Source organism: Salmonella sp. SAL-020 (assembly GCF_017372215.1).
Lineage (GTDB): Bacteria > Pseudomonadota > Gammaproteobacteria > Enterobacterales > Enterobacteriaceae > Salmonella > Salmonella enterica.
On record NZ_CP071690.1, the window covers coordinates 1,277,134 to 1,298,086 of the forward strand.

Below are 20,953 nucleotides of genomic sequence, written 5' to 3' on the forward strand. Positions count from 1 at the left end.
TCAGTGAAATCGAAAAAGTGTGTCGGTTTTTTACCCTGGCTGCTGCTATGCGCCCTCAGTTTAACGCCTTTCTTCGCGCAGGCCGTGCGAAGCAGCGGCGCATGGCAGGAACTCACTGAGCAAACTGCGGCTATTAATGGCACTCCGCCTCAGGCCGACAGTGTAACGATCCCGGTATATCAGGGCAGCGTGCAGTTGCGCTCTGATGCGGCGAATCCTGTTGACTACTCCGCGAAGCCCAGCCAGTTCAGCACCAGTGATGCTGGCAGCGCGCTGACCTTAACCAATCCGCACGACACCGAAGGCGATATCTTCGCCGTGCCGCCGCTGGTCTGGCAGGCTGAACGCGCGCCCACCGTCACGCTGGTGTGGGCCGACGCCGCCACGCCGGACACGCCGCTTGATCCACAACCCGTCAGCAATATAAGTTTCTGCGCGCAGAATCTGGCGGGCCGCCATCTGGTGGTCTGGTCGCAACTGGATACCTCAACCGCCATACCGCCGCTGTGGTTGCTTACCCGCACCGGCGTGCCTTATAACACGGCGGTCGAAGTGCTTGATCAAAAGTTTGCCGTGGATATCGCGCCCGCCGTGGGCGACCCGGTAACGCTCGCCGCCGATCATCTGGACGAGTCGCTCAACGCCGCGAAGGTCAAAGCGGGCGAAAGCATCACGCTGACGGTAACGACCAAAGACTGCGGCGGCGAACCGGAGGGCAACGTTGATTTCGTGATTACCCGCGGCGACGCGCAAAACCGCCAGGGCGTGGTAAACAATGCCGCGCCGGTGCGCGTCGGCAACACCGAACTGACCACCACCGCCACGGAATATCACGGTACGACCAACGCCGAGGGCGTGGCGACCGTGGTCGTCACCCAGGCGAACGGCCCGGGCGTTAAAACGCCGCTGATAGCGCACCCGTCGAGCGCGCCAGCGCTGAAAGCCAGCGTGGACGTGATTTTTACCACCCTCACCAGCCCGGACAGCAGCAGCGCCAACATGTACGGTCATATGGCAGAGACGTCCACCGCCACGGTGGACGGCGCAAGCTACACCTTTTACCGCCCCAAACTGGCGGCGGAAACCGACGGTGAAGACCGCACCGCCAGCATCAACAATGAAACCTGGGCGCAGTTCAACTGGGGCCACGCCGACGCGCACTGCGATATTCTGCCGGATGCACGCCAACTGGAAGGGTTAAAAATTGCGCGCGGCGATCTGGCCACCACCCTCGGCTGGCCGGTAGGGCTGACATCCGGTGATGAAGAGTACTGGTCCTCCTCCCAGGGATCGACTGCCACTGACCATATCAGCATTGATATGCGCAGCCGCAGCCTCACGCAGATGCCGGACGCCACGCAATCGCTGGTTAGCTGCGTGGATAAAGCCCCGCCTGCGGTCACGCCGAAATTAGTGATTAGCGCCGACAATTTTGATTCAACGGTCAACGCGGCGAAAGTAAAGGTGGGCGAAGAGATCAACATGAAGATCACCGTCACCGACAGCGCCACCAATAAACCGCTGCCTTATCGCTACCTTAACGTCTACCTGGGCGACGAGCAAAATCGCCAGAATCAAAAGAATGCCGATATTGATAGCGGGCATCAGTGGACGGATGATCCGGTAATTATCACCAATCTGGAAGGCAGCGACGGTCACTATCACGGCGTCACCGACGCCAACGGTCAGTTCTCGCTGGTGTTGACTCAGGACAAGGGGGCGGGCGTATTAACCCCGGTGCGCGTGGTGCTGTTCGACGGCACGGAAGCGACGCAGAACGTGATTTTTACCGTCGTCACCAGCCCGGACGTGGCGCAGGCGCGCATGTGGGGCCATATGCAGGGCGTGGTGGAAGCGGGCAATATCTACAAACGCCCGCTGCTAGCGGACGAAGCCGCGCAGGATACCGGTTCCGAATTTGAGAATAACGAATACTGGGCGACGTTTAACTCGGTAACGGCGGCGACGAACCAGTGCGGTACCGGCCAGGTGCCGGGGCAACTGTTGCTGGATACGCTGTATCAGGCCCATTCCGGCAACGCGATGGAAACGACCTACGGCTGGCCGACGCAGAAACACAGCTATATCGCGGCGGATACTGATGGTTCCACCACCGCGCACGTCAACCTGGCGACCGGTGCGGACAGCACGTTCAGCGGCACCGAACCGAACTATCTCTCCTGCTCCGGCAATGAGTTGGTGACCAGTCTGGACGTTTACTTTAATGGCGATGAGTCGTTACGCAATGCGGTAGCCAAAGTCGGCGAACAAATCACGATGAACGTCCATTCCGTCAATGCGCTGAATGGGTTAAGCGTGCCCAACGCCAGCTTTATCGTCACCATGGCGCACGGCAAAAATCGCGACAACGCCACGACGGGCTTTACCGACTCCAGCGACGGAACGCTGGTGATGGGCGGAACGCCTTTCGGCTCTTCCCAGGCGTCGATGACGTATCAGGGCATGACCGACAATGAGGGCAACGCCACGCTGGTGATTGAACAGCCGCAGGGCGTGGGCTTGCTGACGCCGCTGAGCGTACTGCCGGTCAACTCACTGATTACCACGCCCGTCAACCGCAGCGTGAAATTTACCGTTCCCACCAGTCCCGATACGCCGGAGGCGCAGATGTGGGGTCATATGGCGGACACGCTCACCGTGGGTGATATGGAATTCCAGCGGCCAAAGCTGGCGGCGGAAGCGACTGCCGCCACCCGTACCCAGGAGCAGGATAACGAAACCTGGGCGCGTGTCAGCCACGCCGACGCGCTGAATAACCCCAACGCCGGGGGCTGCGAGGCCGGCCATCTGCCGCGCGCCGATCAGCTTGCCGCACTGTATGCCTCCAGCGACGGCAATAAAATCCACACAGTATCCGGCTGGCCGACGACGTATGACTACTGGTCTTCCACCTTCGCCAGCGCCGCTACATGGCAGGCGGTATCACTGGCTGCGGGCGGCTATACCGCTTCCGGCGATGCGTCGGACTACGTGAGCTGTCTGGTCAGCAAAAATCCGACGGCGGCGTCTATCACCATTGAGCCGGTGGATGCGGCATTGTGGTATAACGCAAACAGCGAACACGCGGTGAAGGTGAAAAAGGGCGATACGCTCCAGCTTAAAGTGACGGTAAAAGACGCCAGCGGCAATCCGCTGCCGCAGGCGCCGTTCGTGTTAAGCCGCGGCGACGGCTATACCCGCCAGGGGGAGAAACATATCGCCGGTAGCGGCGACGGCATCGTCTCGGCGGTGGTGATTGACGGCGATTCGCTCAACGACAGCGCCACCCAAATCGGCGGTATGACCGGTGAAAACGGCAGCAAAATCATCAACGTCACCCGCCCGGATGCCCACGGGACGAAAGTCGCGATTACGGCGGCGCTGTACAATAACGCCAGCGCGACGGCCAGCATTGATACTATTTTTACCGTGGTCACCAGCCCGGACAGCGACAAAGCCAAAATGTGGGGCCATATGCCGGAAACGACGACGGCGGCCAACGGCGAGGTGTTTAAGCGCCCGCTGTTATCGGCTGAAATCGCCAGCGGCGTTACCCACGGCGACAATACGGAAAACAACGAAGCGTGGGGAATCGTCGATTTTGAAATGGCGAACGACGCCTGCGGCGCGGGATACGTGCCGACCCTTGCCGATATGCAATCGCTGTACGACGCCAGGCCCGGCGGCGCCATGAATACCCAGCAGGGCTGGCCGCTGGATGGTAAAAACTACCAGGACAGCACCGCCGATTTGAGCCGGAGTACGCAAAACCGCTACGTTAAGTCGATTAATCTGCGCGACGGCGGCGTCGGTTCGCTATTGTGGAATGAACAACTCTATTTTGTCTGCCTGCAAAACGCCCATCCGGCGGCGACGCAGATAACGCTCACTTCGCCTGTGTATAACGACAGCGACGGATTCGCCAAAGCGAAAGTCGGCGAGACCATCCCGGTCATCATCACCACGCGGGATGCCCAGGGCAACCCGGCCGCCGACACGCCGGTTATCTTTACGCGCGGCGACAGCGTCGGGCGCGCGAATCAGGAGGTGAATAGCTCGGCGGCGGCGGATATACAGATAAACCACAGCGACGGGCGTAGCAGCGGCGCTAACTATTACACCGCCACGGGCGCCGACGGCACGCTGACGCTGAATATCAGCCAGGACAGCGGCGCGGGCTTTAAAACGCCGCTGACGGCGGCAATAGAGCACAACGGCGTAACGAGCGCGCCGCTGCCGGTCATCTTTACCGTGGTCACCAGTCCGGACACGCCGAAGGCCAACTACTGGGGCCATATGGCGGAAACGCTGACCGACAGCAGCGGCGTGGCGTACAGGCGTCCGCTGCTGGCCAGCGAGTTTAGCGCTACGCCCGGCAAAACGCTGACCATCGCCAACGGCTACTACGACAAAGGCGAAACCTGGGGCATGATAACCGTCGATAAAGCCTGGAACGGCACCGGTGGCGGCTGTGGGCGCGACACGCTACCGACCGTAGCCAACCTCCAGACGCTGTACGGGACATACCCGGATAACGCCATGCGCAGCCGTAACGGCTGGCCGATGACCAGTTCAGGCAACAACAACGTCAGCCGCTACTGGTGGGCGGGGGATTACGTGATATCGTCAGACGGCACGAAGTCGCTCTACGCGGCGGTCAACCTGTTTAACGACGGCAATGATGTCAAAACGACGACCAGCACCTCGATGTACTACATGCAGACCTGTCTTGCCTCGCCGCGCAGCGCCGCCGCCAGCCTGACGCTGACGCTGGCAGGCCAGGATGAAACCACCGGAAGCGCAAAGGCGAAGAAGGGCGAGCAGATGGCCGCCACCATCGACGTGAAAGACGCCGCAGGTCAGCCGATGAAAAACGTGATGGTGAAAATCAGCCGCGGATCTTCGTACAATCGCGCCAACAGCGCCACATCGTCCTCAAGCGTCACAGACGATATTACGCTGCGTAATGTGATGCCGTCCGGCCTGGCGACATACCTGCTGGATACCTCGGCGAAATATCTGTATGCGCAAACTGATGCCCAGGGACAGGTGACATTTACCCTTGCGCAGGACAGTACCGCCGGTTTAAAAACCACTATCAGCGCCGCCACGATGGACGGCAGCAACCTGACAGACAGCAAAGACGCAATCTTTACCGTAGTGACCAGCCCGGACAGCGATAAGGCCAAATACTGGGGCCATATGCCGGAAACCTTTACCAACAGTAAGGGGGTTTAATTTAAGCGACCGCTGCTGCGCGCTGAACTTTCTTCAACGGCGGACACGTCGGGTTATACGGAAAATAACGAGACCTGGTATACCTGGAGCCGTTATCCGAATATGTATCAGGACACCGCCAGCCCGTGCGATCGGCTGGGGTTGCCGACGGTAAATGATTTACAGACGCTATATACCGATTATCCCAATGGCGCACTCACGACAACGCTTGGCCTACCGGTGGCATCAGGAAAATATTGGGGGGCGGGTAACTCAGTACCGGATGCCACGCACTCAGACAGTCAGTTCCAGTATGTCAGACTCAGCGATAATAATACGCTGACAACCAAAGCCAATACCGCCACGGCGCAGCTTTGTCTGGCAAAGCGCCGGGACTTGTCGATAGAACTCACCTCCAGCGCCATGGATGCGGATAAAGGCGCTCCAGTGGCGAAGAAGGGCGAGAGCCTGCCGTTGACCGTCACTGTGAGGGATGGTTCCGGCACGCCGCAGCCCAATACCACTATCCGTTTGGGACGAACGCTTTCGATAGACCGGGCGGGTGTCGTTGATGGCAGTTCCGGCGGAGGCATGGTACTCACATCGGTTGCGCCGTCTACGGGCTCAATGACGTTTAACTGCACGGTATCTTCGTGCACAAGTTATTGGTATGGCATTACGGATGAGGATGGTAAAGCGCAACTCGAAGTGACGCAGGATGATTCCCGTGGCCTGAGAACACCGCTGCAGGCGATGCTTGTCGACGATCCGCTGACAGTTAGCGATATGGACGTCATTTTCACCGTCATTACCAGCCCGGACAGCGATAAAGCCAAATACTGGGGACACATGCCGGAAACCGTGACCAACAGCGCGGGCGTGAAGTTCCGGCGTCCGCTGCTGGCGGCGGAGATGACGTCGAATAGCGGTACTTACCTGGTTAACAATGAAACATGGCCCTTAGTCACCGCAGCGAACACTGAAAAAGCTGGCGCAACCGGCTGTGATGCGGAATACCAGCCGTTGTCGGGCGATCTGCAAACGTTGTATAGCGACAATCCTAACGGCGCAATCGGTACAAATTACGGCTGGCCGGTGGCGGGGAACAAATCCTGGTGGGCGGCGGATCGTGCGCCGAATACCGGATATTACCAATTTATAAACCTGAATAGCGGCGGTAAGGGCACCGCCAGTTCATCGACTGCCACCGGTGCTCAGGTGTGTCTGGTCGAGCCGCGTACTTCTACTCCTGCCAGTATTACGCTGACCTCGACGGCGATGGACAGCGCGAAAAATGCGGCGGTAGTGCCGAAGGGAAGCGCGATGCCGTTAACGGTGACGGTAAAAGATAGCAGCGGTAACCCGGTCGCCAACGTTGGTTTTACGTTGTCACGTGGCGATTCGAAAAATCGGGCAGGTATGGTGATAACGGATGGCGACGTGGCAGCGGATGCCGGAGCAGACGATCTCATGCTTAAAGAGCTGACTCCCGCAAGCGCCAGCCAAAGTATGACCACCACCGGGATTGTCTTTACCGGCACTACCGGCAGCGACGGTACGGCAACGTTTACGCTTAATCAGGATAAAAGCCTGGGGTTGAAAACGCCACTCACGGTGAAAGTGACGGACAATACGACTCTTCACGCATCGCTGGATGTGATTTTTATGGTACTTACCAGCCCGGATACGGATAAAGCGTTGTTCTGGGGAAATATGTCGGATACGACATCCGTCAACGGAAAAACGCTGCATCGTCCGTGGCTTCAGGCTGAGATGCTGTCAGGCGTGACGCCAGTATTTACCAACGGAGTGCATGCAAATAACGAGTACTGGGCGATGGCGCATACGGTGGACAACACGAAATGGGATATTGCCAAACAGTGCGGTAGCCTTAGCAAAGCACCGGATAATAACGACCTGTTGACGCTGTATCATTCAATTAGCTCGTTAGGCTGGCCGACGCTGGGCTATCCCTATTTATCTAAATCAACCTCGAGCAGCGGCATGTATTGCGGCGTAGATGAGAATACCAAGAGTCAAAACTGCGCCATTAAGCCGGCAGGCACAGCGGGTTATGCGACGTGCGTGGAGTAACGTATTATGCGTCTGGCACGAAAATAATCTGCTTTTCACGTTCAATTGAGCTTCATGAAAAAGTGAAAGTAGCATTCATTGAAAAGTATATGTTCTGCTAATTGGCGCCACCACCGTTTGCCGCGCGTGTGTAAAAGCGCCGTCTCCCTTCTGCAACCCGGCATCTGGCGCTACGTATATACTCTAAATAATTCGAGTTGCAGGAAGGCGGCAAGCGAGCGAATCCCCAGGAGCTTACTAAAGTAAGTGACTGGAGTGAGGGAACGCAGCCGCAGCACATGCAACTTGAAGTATGACGAGTGTATTTAAAATAACGCCAGGTGTCGCATGATAATCACACCTTTTTGTTTCACGCATTTATTTATTTTAATATATGAAGTTATTAAATGTTATTCACGACATAAATATTTATTAAATGGATGAATGTATTTATATCAATTATAAATCAACCAGAAATTGACCTGGCATTGAAATAAGCCTTGAAATTAGTTAATAATTTGGCTTGGATAATATATTGTTTCAGGTGATTGCAACCATTCATAGAGCTGTATTTTTGTTATTTATTATTTAACTCATTGATAATGTAGCATTTAAAGGCTATTTGCAGCCCAATCAAAATCCAGTTTGCTTCGTGAACGTTATTAAAGGGAAATTTAAAAATTGAACAGGACTTACAGTATTGTCTGGAGCGCCGTGCGAAATATGTATGTCGTGGCTTCAGAACTGGCGCGAGGCCACAGCAAAGTTAAAGCGCAAGTATGCGCGAGTGAAATCCATTCTCCAAACCAAAAGTCCGAATATGGACAAATAATAAAAGCAACGCGCGCGGCGCTGGCTTGCGCCGTGGCTGCAGCGCTCGGATTTTTCAGCCCGCTGGCCATGGCCGACAATCAGGTATCATATGCTGATGCGCAGACCCACGTTCTGGATGCGTCAACGCCGCCGATGAGCTATTCGGGCACCGATGAAGGCGCGGCGCTATATGTCTCGGGTGTCGCCACCGTCGGCTGGCAGCCCACCACGGTCACAGGGACGGGGCTCGTCATTGAAACAAGCGGAGGCGGAGCTGATGATCCGGATGGCGGTAAGTATGTTTCCAACGCAATTTCGCTGGATCATTACGCTATCCTTGAGCTTACCGACGCGAAGATAACCACTACGGGCATTTATACCCAGGGTATTTCCGCAGCGGATGGCAGCACACTGACGTTAACAGACAGTACGCTAACGATTGACGGCAATTTCGGCGTAATGACGTTGTATACGGGTTCAGAAGCAACGCTGGACGGTACCATCGTTGAGGCAGCTAACAGCAGCAGCGCGCAGGTGCAACAAGGCAGTACGCTGAACGTGCTGGACGGTAGCACAATCACCCTGGCGCAAGGCCAGATAAACGTTGTTGCCGGAAACACCGCGACAGACGAGGGTTCCACCCTGAACCTGTCTGATAGCTCGGTCAGCTCTGCAGGTACGATGAGCACCATCCAGGGTACCAATAAGGCCGCTCTTAATCTCACCAACGCGACCATAACACATACCAATGCCAGCGGCGCGGCGGTACAGGCCAATAACGCCACTACCCTGGATATTACAGGCGGCAACATTACCTCTGCCGGTACGGGCGTGTATATTCTGGCGTCGGACGCCAGGATCGACGGCGCCACCATCAACGCCGACGGCGACGGTATCTTTATAACCAGCAAAAGAAAACTCGACGGGTATGAAGATCTCAACGCGCTGACGGTCAACAAAGCACAGGTTAATTCAGACACGATTGCGCTGCATGTGGACACTGGCACGACGATTAACGCTCCTATCGTGCTGACCGACAGCACATTTGAAGCGCCGGAAGTGATCAAGCTTGGCAGCAAGGCGGTCATTTAGGCCAACAATACGACATTGATCGGTGACGTTGCTCAGAGTGACATGTCATCGTCATCGCTCTCTTTAAGCCAGGGGGCCACGTTAACCGGTAGTGTAGATGCGATGTTTACTACGCTGTCGCTCGACGACACCAGCCAGTGGAACATGACCGACCCGTCAACCGTCGGCAATCTGACCAACGACGGCGATATTACGCTGGGCAACGCGAGCGGTTCGACAGGTACGCTGCTGACGGTGGACAATACCCTGACCTTACAGGATAACAGCCAGATAAACGCGACGCTGGATACCGCCAACAGCGCGCCAATTATCAAAGCCGCCAACGTCACGCTGGACGGGACGCTGAACCTTAGCTCAACGGCCACCTTTGTCGCGCCCGAAACCGACGAACACTTTGGATCGATCACGCTGATTGATTCACAAAGCGCAATCACTACCGATTTTGACAGCGTAACACTGGATGCTGACACCTCCGCTATGCCGGATTATCTGACGATCAACGCGGGCGTTGATGCGAATGATAATACCAACTACGAGTTGTCTACGGGCTTGAGTTGGTACGCGGGCGCAAATTCTGCGCGCGCTGCGCATGGCACTTTTACCGTTGATGCAGGCAGTACCTTTACCGTCACCAGCGAACTGGACGAAACCACGGCGACCTCCAACTGGAACGGCAGCAAGCTAACCAAACAAGGCGACGGCACGCTGATCCTCAGCAACACCGGCAACGACTACGGCGATACTGAAATTGACGGCGGCATTCTGGCCGCCAAAGACGCCGCCGCGCTCGGCACTGGCGATGTGACGATTGCAGAAAGCGCAACGCTTGCGCTGAGCCAGGGCACGCTGGATAACAACGTGACCGGCGAGGGCCAAATTGTCAAAAGCGGTAGCGATGAGCTGATCGTGACCGGCGATAACACTTACAGCGGCGGCACCACTATTTCCGGCGGTACGCTGACGGCTGACCATGCGGATTCGCTGGGTACCGGGGCTGTTGCTAACAGCGGCGTGCTTCAGGTCGGCGAAGGCGAGCTGGAAAATACGCTTTCCGGCAGCGGCTCGCTGGTGAAAACCGGCACAGGCGAGCTGACGCTAAGCGGCGACAACACTTACTCCGGCGGCACCACCATTACCGGCGGTACGCTGACGGCTGACCATGCGGATTCGCTGGGCAGCGGCGATATCGATAACAGCGGCGTGCTTAAGGTGGGCGAAGGCGATCTGGAAAATACGCTTTCCGGCAGCGGTTCGCTGGTGAAAACCGGTACCGGCGAGCTGACGTTAAGCGGCGGCAACGATTACTCCGGCGGCACCACCATTATCGGCGGTACGCTGACGGCTGACCATGCGGATTCGCTGGGTACCGGAGCTGTTGCCAACAGCGGCGTGCTTCAGGTCGGCGAGGGCGAGCTGGAAAATACGCTTTCCGGCAGCGGTTCGCTGGTCAAAACCGGTACGGGCGAACTGACGTTAAGCGGCGATAACAGTTACTCCGGCGGCACCACCATTATCGGCGGTACGCTGACGGCTGACCATGCGGATTTGCTGGGTACCGGAGCTGTTGCCAACAGCGGTGTGCTTCAGGTCGGCGAGGGCGAGCTGGAAAATACGCTTTCCGGCAGCGGTTCGCTGGTCAAAACCGGTACGGGCGAACTGACGTTAAGCGGCGATAACAGTTACTCCGGCGGCACCACCATTATCGGCGGTACGCTGACGGCTGACCATGCGGATTCGCTGGGTACCGGAGCTGTTGCCAACAGCGGTGTGCTTCAGGTCGGCGAGGGCGAGCTGGAAAATACGCTTTCCGGCAGCGGTTCGCTGGTGAAAACCGGTACGGGCGAGCTGACGTTAAGCGGCGATAACAGTTACTCCGGCGATACCACCATCGCCGACGGCACGCTGATTGCCGCCAACGTCAACGCGCTGGGCAGCGGCAATATCGACAACAGCGGTACGCTGATGCTGGATGCCAACGGCGCATTTGAGCTTGCGAACATCACCACCCATACCGGCGCCACGACCGCGCTGGCGGCGGGCAGCACCCTTGACGCGGGCCAGCTCACCCAGGAAGACGGCAGTACGCTAAGTATTGACCTCGGCGCGGCCACCGACGACGCCGTGATTACCGCCGACAGCGTCACGCTGGGCGGCACTCTGAATGTTACCGGCATCGGCAGCGTTACAGACAGCTGGACGCCTGAGGCATACACCTATACGCTGATTGACAGCGACAGCGCCATTACGAGCGATTTCGACGATCTGACCATTGCAGGGATGAACCGCGAAGATGTTGACTTCCTGACTATCGACGGAAAAGTCGATGAAGCAGACAACACCCACTATGATCTGACGGCCTCCCTCTCCTGGTATGCGGACAGAGACAACGCCACTACCGACGCCCACGGCACCTTTACCCTGAGCGACCCTGACGGCAGCTTTAACGTTGCGGCTACACTGACAGACGTTGATGACACGCTGGATCCGGGTAGCAGATGGGACGGTAAATCGCTGACCAAAGAAGGCGCAGGCACTCTGATCCTCTCCGGCGACAACGACTACAGCGGCGGCACCACCATCAATGAAGGTACGCTGGTCGCCGCCAGTACGACGGCGCTGGGCACCGGTCTGGTAGACAATAACGCCACGCTGGTGCTGGACGTAGACGGTGAAGTCAGCGCGGTGGGCGGCATCACCACTCATAGCGGCGCGACGACCCAACTGGCGCTCGGCACCTCGTTGGATCTCGGCGACAGCGCGTTAATTCAGCAAGATGGCAGTACGCTGAACGTTGAGCTGAATAGTGACTCAGTGCAACCGCTGATCACCGGCGGCAGCGCCACGCTTGGCGGCGATTTGGTCGTCAGCGACGCCAGCCTGCAAGCGCGCGCCTCCGACGCGGAGTTCCAGTCCTTTAAACTGATGGATATGGACAGCGATATCAGCGGCGACTTTACCAGCCTGACGATGAACCTCACCGACCAGCCGGACTATCTGACCGTAACCGGGACAATCAATCCTGCAGATGCGTCAGAATATTTGCTTACCGAAGGGCTGAGCTGGAATGCGACCGCCACGTCAGCGACGCCAGCACACGGCACGTTTACCCTGGGCGCAGGCGACAGTTTTGAAGTCACCAGCGTACTGGGCGATAAAACCGGCAACGGCGACTGGGACGGTAAATCGCTGACCAAACTGGGCGCGGGTAAACTGACGCTGAGCGGCGCGAACACCTACACCGGCGATACTAACGTACAGGAAGGCACGCTATGGCTGTCCGGAGACGGCTCGATTGGCGAGATGGGCAGCCAGCAGGCGGTGAACGTCGCCTCCGGGGCGACCTTCGGCGGCAGCAATGGTACGACCGTTAACGGTAAGGTGACCAACGAAGGGACGCTGGTCTTCGGCGACAGCGAGGAGACAGGCGCTATCTTCACCCTCAATGGCGATCTGATCAACATGGGGACGATCGCCAGCGGCAGCACCTCCAGCACGCCGGGCAATACGCTTTATGTTGATGGCAATTACACCGGCAACGGCGGCTCGCTTTATCTGAATACCGTCCTGGGCGACGATGATTCGGCGACCGATAAGCTGGTGATTACCGGCGATGCCTCCGGCACCACCGATCTGTACATCAACGGCATCGGCGATGGAGCACAGACCACTAACGGTATTGAAGTGGTGGATGTTGGCGGCGTATCGACCAGCGATGCGTTTGAGCTAAAAAATGAGGTTAACGCCAGTCTGTATACCTACCGTCTGTACTGGAATGAAAGTGACAACGACTGGTATCTGGCGTCAAAAGCACAGTCTGATGATGACGACAGCGGTGGTGATGACAGTGATGTCACGCCTTCGGATGGCGGTGACGATGGCGGTAATGTCACGCCTCCGGACGACGGCGGCGATGGCGGCGATGTCGCACCACAGTACCGTGCGGATATCGGCGCGTACATGGGCAACCAGTGGATGGCGCGCAACCTGCAAATGCAGACCCTCTATGACCGCGAGGGCAGCCAGTATCGTAATGCCGATGGCAGCGTATGGGCGCGCTTCAAAGCGGGTAAAGCAGAATCAGAGGCTGTCAGCGGCAATATCGATATGGACAGCAACTACTCCCAGTTCCAGTTAGGCGGCGACATTCTGGCCTGGGGCAACGGCCAGCAGAGCGTTACCGTTGGCGTCATGGCGAGCTACATCAACGCCGATACCGACAGCACCGGTAACCGTGGCGCGGACGGTAGCCAGTTCACCAGTAGCGGCAACGTAGACGGCTATAACCTTGGCGTCTATGCCACCTGGTTTGCCGATGCCCAAACGCATAGCGGCGCGTATGTCGACAGCTGGTACCAATATGGTTTCTACAACAACAGCGTAGAGAGCGGTGATGCGGGATCTGAATCTTATGATTCAACCGCTAACGCCGTCTCGCTGGAAACTGGTTATCGCTACGATATTGCGCTTAGCAACGGTAATACTGTCAGTCTGACGCCGCAGGCGCAGGTTGTCTGGCAGAATTACTCAGCGGATAGCGTGAAGGATAACTACGGCACCCGGATCGATGGTCAGGATGGCGACAGTTGGACAACGCGTCTGGGTCTGCGTGTTGACGGCAAGCTGTACAAAGGCAGCCGTACGGTTATCCAGCCGTTTGCTGAAGCTAACTGGCTGCACACCAGCGATGATGTGTCGGTATCGTTTGATGATGCTACGGTGAAACAGGATCTTCCGGCTAACCGTGCGGAGCTGAAAGTGGGTCTGCAGGCAGATATCGATAAGCAGTGGAGCGTTCGCGCTCAGGTTGCCGGGCAGACTGGCAGCAATGACTTTGGCGATCTGAACGGTAGCCTCAATCTGCGCTATAACTGGTAAGTTAGACAAAACCGGGCGGGTGTTCCCTGCCCGGTTTTGAGGCGAATGACAAACCGGTTGATCGTCAGATTATGGCTACACCTTATCCGACGTGGCGCGTAGGTTGGCTGAGGCGAAGTCGAAACCCAACATCGCGCTGCAAAGGGTGGGGGAGTGTTGGATTACGTGCCCGGCGTGACGGATTTGACTTCACTTTCAAGCCAGCCGTCCTCCAGTCTCGTGGTCATGATATCGCCTGCTTTGACCTGTTTGATCTTTTTCAGCACCTTGCCGTCCGTTGTCGTCGAAACCGTATAGCCGCGCGCCAGCGTGGCTAACGGGCTGACCGCTTCCAGATGCGTGACCGCGTTGCCAAAACGCTCGCGCTGTTCGCTTAACCGTGAGCGGATATTCTCCGTCAGACGATATTCCAGCTGTTGGATGCGCGACTGCGCGCGGTGAATGCGCGGCTGCGGATTTTGCTGGCTCAGGCGTTGACTTACGCGCTGTTGGCGTTGATTGGCCTGCTTAATCCTGGCCTCAAGCGCAAATCCCATCCGTTGGCGTAGACGTTCCAGCGCGGTTTGCTGACGGGCCAGACGCAGTTGCGGATGTTGCTGTTGCAGACGGTGAAAAATCTGCGTGAAACGGCGGCTGCGATTGGCGAGGTAGTAGTCCATCGCCATGCCCAGACGCTGCTGGGCGGACTGGATCTGACGCAACAACTCCTGCTGGTTACGGCTGACAATTTCTGCCGCTGCTGATGGCGTAGGCGCGCGCAGGTCGGCGACAAAATCAGCTATCGTGACGTCCGTTTCGTGACCGACGGCGCTGACCACCGGAATGCGGCTGGCAAAAATCGCCCGCGCCACGCGTTCGTCGTTAAAACTCCACAAATCTTCCAGCGAACCGCCGCCGCGTCCGACGATCAGTACATCACATTCGCCGCGCGCGTTCGCCAGTTCGATAGCACGAACGATCTGCCCCGGCGCGTCGTCGCCCTGGACTGCGGTTGGATAGATAATAACGGGCAGGGATGGGTCACGACGCTTTAGCACGTGGAGAATATCGTGCAGCGCCGCGCCGGTTTTCGAAGTGATCACCCCAACGCAGTGGGCCGGGGAGGGCAACGGCTGTTTATGCTGCTGATCGAACAAGCCTTCGGCCTGCAGTTTGGCTTTTAGCTGCTCATATTTCTGCTGCAACAAGCCTTCGCCCGCGGGCTGCATACTTTCGGCGATGATTTGATAATCGCCGCGCGGCTCGTACAGCGTAATGTTGGCGCGTACCAGCACCTGCTGCCCGTGCTGCGGGCGGAACGTCACCCGGCGATTGCTGTTACGGAACATCGCACAGCGCACCTGAGCGGTATCGTCTTTGAGCGTAAAGTACCAGTGGCCCGACGCAGGCTGCGTGAAATTAGAAATCTCGCCGCTGATCCATACCTGTCCCATCTCCTGTTCTAACAGCAGACGAACCGTCTGGTTAAGGCGGCTTACGGTAAAAATTGAGGAAGTTTGAGAGGATAACATGTGAGCGGGATCAAATTCTAAATCAGCAGGTTATTCAATCGATAGTAACCTGCTCACGGGGGATCGCAAGCACTATTTGCAAAAAAATGTAGATGCAACCGATTACGTTCTGTATAATGCCGCGGCAATATTTATTAACCTCCCAGGTGAGATATTGCCCATGCTACGTATCGCTAAAGAAGCTCTGACGTTTGACGACGTCCTCCTTGTTCCCGCTCACTCCACCGTTTTGCCGAATACTGCCGATCTCAGCACGCAGTTGACGAAAACTATTCGTCTGAATATTCCTATGCTTTCTGCGGCGATGGACACCGTGACGGAAGCGCGCCTGGCAATTGCCCTGGCCCAGGAAGGCGGCATTGGTTTTATCCACAAAAACATGTCTATTGAGCGCCAGGCGGAAGAAGTTCGCCGCGTGAAGAAACACGAGTCCGGCGTAGTGACCGACCCGCAGACCGTCCTGCCAACCACCACGTTGCATGAAGTGAAAGCCCTGACCGAGCGTAACGGTTTTGCGGGCTATCCGGTGGTGACTGAAGATAACGAGCTGGTGGGTATCATCACCGGTCGTGACGTGCGTTTTGTGACTGACCTGAACCAGCCGGTGAGTGTCTACATGACACCGAAAGAGCGTCTGGTGACCGTTCGTGAAGGCGAAGCCCGTGAAGTCGTGCTGGCAAAAATGCACGAAAAACGCGTAGAAAAAGCGCTGGTCGTTGATGATAACTTCCATCTGCTTGGCATGATTACCGTAAAAGATTTCCAGAAAGCGGAACGTAAACCAAACTCCTGTAAAGATGAGCAGGGCCGTTTACGTGTCGGCGCGGCGGTCGGCGCAGGCGCGGGCAACGAAGAGCGCGTTGACGCGCTGGTGGCGGCAGGCGTTGACGTACTGCTGATCGACTCCTCTCACGGTCACTCTGAAGGCGTGTTGCAACGTATCCGTGAGACGCGTGCTAAATATCCTGACCTGCAAATCATCGGCGGCAACGTTGCGACGGGCGCAGGCGCTCGCGCACTGGCGGAAGCCGGTTGCAGCGCGGTGAAAGTGGGTATCGGCCCGGGTTCCATCTGTACGACTCGTATCGTGACTGGTGTGGGCGTTCCGCAGATCACCGCTGTTTCTGACGCGGTGGAAGCGCTGGAAGGCACCGGGATTCCGGTTATCGCTGACGGCGGTATCCGTTTCTCCGGCGACATCGCCAAAGCCATCGCCGCAGGCGCGAGCGCGGTAATGGTGGGTTCTATGCTGGCCGGTACCGAAGAATCCCCGGGCGAAATCGAACTCTACCAGGGCCGTTCTTACAAATCTTATCGCGGTATGGGTTCTCTGGGCGCGATGTCCAAAGGTTCCTCCGACCGTTACTTCCAGAGCGACAACGCCGCCGACAAACTGGTGCCGGAAGGTATCGAAGGCCGCGTAGCCTATAAAGGTCGCCTGAAAGAGATCATTCACCAGCAGATGGGCGGCCTGCGCTCCTGTATGGGGCTGACCGGTTGTGCTACCATCGACGAACTGCGTACTAAAGCGGAGTTTGTGCGTATCAGCGGTGCGGGTATCCAGGAAAGCCACGTTCACGACGTGACCATCACCAAAGAGTCCCCGAACTACCGTCTGGGCTCCTGATTTTCTTCGCCCGACCTTCGCGTCGGGCGATTTATTTAATCTGTTTCACTTGCCTCGGAATAAGCGTCAATGACGGAAAACATTCATAAGCATCGCATCCTCATTCTGGACTTCGGTTCTCAGTACACTCAACTGGTTGCGCGCCGCGTGCGTGAGCTGGGTGTTTACTGTGAACTGTGGGCGTGGGATGTGACAGAAGCACAAATTCGTGACTTCAACCCAAGCGGCATTATTCTTTCCGGCGGCCCGGAAAGCACCACCGAAGAAAACAGCCCGCGCGCGCCGCAGTATGTCTTTGAAGCAGGCGTGCCGGTATTTGGCGTTTGCTATGGTATGCAGACCATGGCGATGCAGCTTGGCGGTCATGTAGAAGGTTCTAATGAGCGTGAATTTGGTTATGCGCAGGTCGAAGTGTTGACCGACAGCGCGCTGGTTCGCGGTATTGAAGATTCCCTGACCGCAGACGGCAAACCGCTGCTGGACGTGTGGATGAGCCACGGCGATAAAGTGACGGCGATTCCGTCCGACTTCGTGACCGTCGCCAGCACCGAGAGCTGCCCGTTCGCCATTATGGCCAACGAAGAAAAACGCTTCTACGGCGTACAGTTCCACCCGGAAGTGACTCACACCCGCCAGGGTATGCGCATGCTGGAGCGTTTTGTACGCGATATCTGCCAGTGTGAAGCGTTGTGGACGCCGGCGAAGATCATCGATGACGCCGTGGCGCGCATTCGCGAGCAGGTAGGCGACGATAAAGTGATCCTCGGTCTCTCCGGCGGCGTGGATTCTTCCGTCACCGCCATGCTGCTGCACCGCGCGATCGGTAAAAATCTGACCTGTGTTTTCGTCGACAACGGCCTGTTGCGCCTGAACGAAGCCGAGCAGGTGATGGACATGTTTGGCGACCATTTTGGTCTGAACATTGTTCACGTACCGGCAGAAGATCGCTTCCTGTCCGCGCTGGCTGGTGAGAACGATCCGGAAGCCAAGCGTAAGATCATCGGCCGCGTTTTCGTTGAAGTGTTCGACGAAGAAGCGCTGAAACTGGAAGACGTGAAATGGCTGGCGCAGGGCACCATCTACCCTGACGTTATCGAATCTGCGGCGTCTGCAACCGGTAAAGCGCACGTCATCAAATCTCACCACAATGTCGGCGGCCTGCCGAAAGAGATGAAGATGGGGCTGGTTGAACCGCTGAAAGAGCTGTTCAAAGACGAAGTGCGTAAGATTGGTCTGGAGCTGGGCCTGCCGTACGACATGCTGTATCGCCATCCGTTCCCGGGGCCGGGCCTCGGCGTGCGCGTACTGGGCGAAGTGAAGAAAGAGTACTGCGACCTGCTGCGTCGCGCGGACGCTATCTTCATTGAAGAGCTGCGCAAAGCGGATCTGTACGACAAAGTCAGTCAGGCGTTTACCGTCTTCCTGCCGGTCCGTTCCGTAGGCGTGATGGGCGATGGTCGTAAGTACGATTGGGTTGTCTCTCTGCGTGCTGTCGAAACCATCGACTTTATGACCGCACACTGGGCACATCTGCCGTATGATTTCCTGGGTCGTGTTTCCAACCGCATCATCAATGAAGTCAACGGGATTTCCCGTGTGGTGTATGACATCAGCGGTAAACCACCAGCTACCATTGAGTGGGAATAAGCCGATAATCCTTCCTGTGTTTTCATGAACAGGTAAAAGTGAATTTAACCCTCTGTTTTTGCAGAGGGTTTTTATTTATGTGCATAGATGAGTTTTCTGTGTAGTGCACAGCTTCTGGCGGCAAATTTGACGTAATCATGAACCCACGAAGGTTGGCTGTATCTTGCCGTGGTCGTTGATTTGTTCTCGCGCAAAGTTATCGGTTGGTCAATGCAACCACGAATGACAAAAGACATTGTCCTGAATGCGCTTCTGATGGCCGTGTGGCGACGTCATCCCCAAAAACAGGTGCTGGTTCAGTCTGATCAGGGTAGTCAGTACACCCGCTATGAATGGCTGAAATCGCACGGACTGGAGGGCAGTATGAGCCGTCGTGGCAACTGTCATAATGCGGTTGCAGAAAGCTTTTTCCAGCTACTGAAGCGTGAGCGGATAAAGAAAAAGATCTACCAACGACTCAGAAGTGTCCAGGTTATCCGTGGCGATTCAGCCCAAATAAGGGGTATTTAAAATATAATAACTTTATTCTTCAACTATATAACCAACGTCCAGTTTTAGCACTTTCAACGAGCATACCAACTGTTAGTGGCTTACGCGGATCAGGCTCTTTACTTCCAAAGTACTCTGGATTCAGATAGTTGAGTATGTCAAATCCTTCTGAATCTACATTCCAACGCTTGAAGTACTCTTGTAGAAGTTCTTCACTATCTTCAAAAACGAGTTTTAGATCATCCCTAATACTGATATCAAGCGTGATGGTTCGCTTTGGCCCACAGAGAAAGTACTTTTTAGTGTTATATTCCTGATCGATAAAATCGATAATTTCTTTCTCAATATCTCTCATTAGAAGTACGTCCACTGAATGCGATCTTTAGGAACCGCCACACGATTAAATGTATTTTTAATTCACGCTGGATATCATAAATCGTAGTGAATGTCATAACCCAACCGAGCCAGGGTACATTACGACCAACGAAACGACCTAAATTATTCGTTGAGCTTAGCTGTAATGAGTTGATGGTTTTGCCTGTCAACGTTGGTAATCTGATCCCAGGTGGCTCTTTACAAAACAAATTCTGACGTATAGGACTGGTCACCTTATTCTCCTCCCACGATGGTTATCTTCCTGATTTCGCATTGACTCTGGCGGATAGGTCGGAGCCGCAGGTGACCTTTGAGTATACGTTTACGGTAAAGCACTGCATCGACACAATAGCGGGTTTCCTGAAGTGCGTTGAGGTTGAGCCGCATCCGGTTATCGCAGAGATACTCACACAGTTTGAGAGTACCGTACGTCAGTGCCCGCTGGGATTCCAGATTTGCCCTGAACTTGTGCCAGCTACCGGGAGTTTAACCACGCTGAAGGCTATCGGGTTTTGTATTCGGTCGAGGGAATCTTAGTAACCGCGCATGTGATCTTATCACCCAGGCAGGATATCCCGCGGTTGCTCTTTAAGCGTCTGATCATGGCCTGAACCCATTGAGTGGGTTGTCTTTTTGCGTTAACGCTAAAGCTTCTTTTTCTTGCGCGGGCTTTTTAACGGATAACAGCTTAACGTTGTCCCGGCGTGGTGACAGAAAGCGATGACTGTTGCGCTTCTTTTTTATCCTGATGGTGCTGCCAGGCGCCGATAGAAGAGTAGACGAAACGTCCAAAGAAGAAGAGAAAACTGATAAGCAGTACGATACGGGTCATGCGAGTGTTAAATCGATGTCGTTTTCGCATACTGTTGGCCTGACTCACAAAGGGTTCCTTAACGTTGGCCCAGCGATATGGGCGGGATCAGGCTGGGTTCTTCAAGGGTATTATCAAGGCGAAGAACGTAACAAGCCTGCGTTCACTCTACATTAAGGCATACTGCGAACCGATGGTCAATTCCTCTTAATGTAAAATTGCGTCAGTTGATTTATCTTATATTGTTATGGAAGATAATTTTAGTATTTACATTAATAATAAATTAATGATAACAAAGAATAAAAAGGCGAATAAAGGCTGCAGGAGAAAGGTAATAATTGACTTAAATCAAATGTTACTTTTGTTTAATAATTACAATCGATGACTATCGTGTGATGTATATCGCATCATCAATTTAAAGTC

At 55.7% G+C, this 20,953-nt stretch carries 6 protein-coding genes and 6 pseudogenes; 8 read left to right on the top strand and 4 right to left on the bottom strand.

From position 1 onward, the window contains the following. Positions 1–3: 3 nt before the first annotated feature. The 3 pseudogenes from ratB (at position 4) to shdA (ending at position 14,070) form a co-directional block, all read left to right on the top strand. Positions 4–7,311: pseudogene (gene ratB, locus J1G48_RS06035) on the top strand (DUF823/DUF824 repeat adhesin RatB). A gap of 14 nt (positions 7,312–7,325) precedes the next feature. After that, a pseudogene (locus J1G48_RS06040) lies at positions 7,326–7,412 on the top strand (IS1 family transposase); the annotation flags it as partial. Between the two features lie 559 nt (positions 7,413–7,971). After that, positions 7,972–14,070 (top strand): annotated as a pseudogene (shdA, locus tag J1G48_RS06045) (fibronectin-binding autotransporter adhesin ShdA). Positions 14,071–14,231: 161 nt separating this feature from the next. Here the strand turns inward: shdA and xseA are convergent. Further along, positions 14,232–15,581, bottom strand: coding sequence for an exodeoxyribonuclease VII large subunit (xseA, locus tag J1G48_RS06050; protein ID WP_000953167.1), 1,350 nt, complete (start codon positions 15,579–15,581; stop codon positions 14,232–14,234). Between the two features lie 160 nt (positions 15,582–15,741). Between xseA and guaB the strand changes: the two genes are divergently transcribed. The 3 genes and pseudogenes from guaB to J1G48_RS06065 form a co-directional block, all read left to right on the top strand. Further along, positions 15,742–17,208: an IMP dehydrogenase gene (gene guaB / locus J1G48_RS06055; protein ID WP_000944174.1), complete on the top strand. Its 1,467-nt coding sequence runs from the start codon at positions 15,742–15,744 to the stop codon at positions 17,206–17,208. A 69-nt stretch (positions 17,209–17,277) separates the two neighbouring features. After that, positions 17,278–18,855, top strand: coding sequence for a glutamine-hydrolyzing GMP synthase (guaA, locus tag J1G48_RS06060; protein WP_000138293.1), 1,578 nt, complete (start codon positions 17,278–17,280; stop codon positions 18,853–18,855). 141 nt (positions 18,856–18,996) lie between these two features. Then, a pseudogene (locus J1G48_RS06065) lies at positions 18,997–19,305 on the top strand (DDE-type integrase/transposase/recombinase); the annotation flags it as partial. A 79-nt stretch (positions 19,306–19,384) separates the two neighbouring features. Here J1G48_RS06065 and J1G48_RS06070 read toward each other — a convergent pair. Together J1G48_RS06070 and J1G48_RS23555 are read right to left on the bottom strand one after the other, a co-directional pair. Beyond that, complete coding sequence (locus J1G48_RS06070; RefSeq protein WP_001576299.1) at positions 19,385–19,714, bottom strand: DUF1493 family protein; 330 nt, start codon at positions 19,712–19,714, stop codon at positions 19,385–19,387. Beyond that, positions 19,699–19,907 (bottom strand): annotated as a pseudogene (locus J1G48_RS23555) (hypothetical protein); the annotation flags it as partial. The pseudogene J1G48_RS23555 and the gene J1G48_RS06070, both read right to left, overlap by 16 nt. 279 nt (positions 19,908–20,186) lie before the next feature. On the opposite strand from J1G48_RS23555, the pseudogene J1G48_RS23230 reads away from it, so the two are divergent. After that, positions 20,187–20,330, top strand: a pseudogene (locus J1G48_RS23230) (hypothetical protein); the annotation flags it as partial. A 77-nt stretch (positions 20,331–20,407) separates the two neighbouring features. Here J1G48_RS23230 and J1G48_RS06080 read toward each other — a convergent pair. After that, a complete protein-coding gene (locus J1G48_RS06080; RefSeq protein ID WP_000075924.1) occupies positions 20,408–20,599 on the bottom strand; it encodes a YfgG family protein in 192 nt (63 codons plus the stop codon). Positions 20,600–20,777: 178 nt separating this feature from the next. Here J1G48_RS06080 and J1G48_RS06085 point away from each other — a divergent pair, with 178 nt between their 5' ends. Then, positions 20,778–20,915, top strand: coding sequence for a hypothetical protein (locus tag J1G48_RS06085; protein WP_001540598.1), 138 nt, complete (start codon positions 20,778–20,780; stop codon positions 20,913–20,915). Positions 20,916–20,953 lie beyond the last annotated feature (38 nt).

What these genes read in the sequence shown, in the direction of transcription:
- guaB (WP_000944174.1), top strand. Translation starts at nt 15,742, where the DNA reads ATGCTACGTATCGCTAAAGAAGCTCTGACGTTTGACGACGTCCTCCTT.
- xseA (WP_000953167.1), bottom strand. Translation starts at nt 15,581, where the DNA reads ATGTTATCCTCTCAAACTTCCTCAATTTTTACCGTAAGCCGCCTTAAC.
- J1G48_RS06085 (WP_001540598.1), top strand. Translation starts at nt 20,778, where the DNA reads ATGGAAGATAATTTTAGTATTTACATTAATAATAAATTAATGATAACA.
- guaA (WP_000138293.1), top strand. Translation starts at nt 17,278, where the DNA reads ATGACGGAAAACATTCATAAGCATCGCATCCTCATTCTGGACTTCGGT.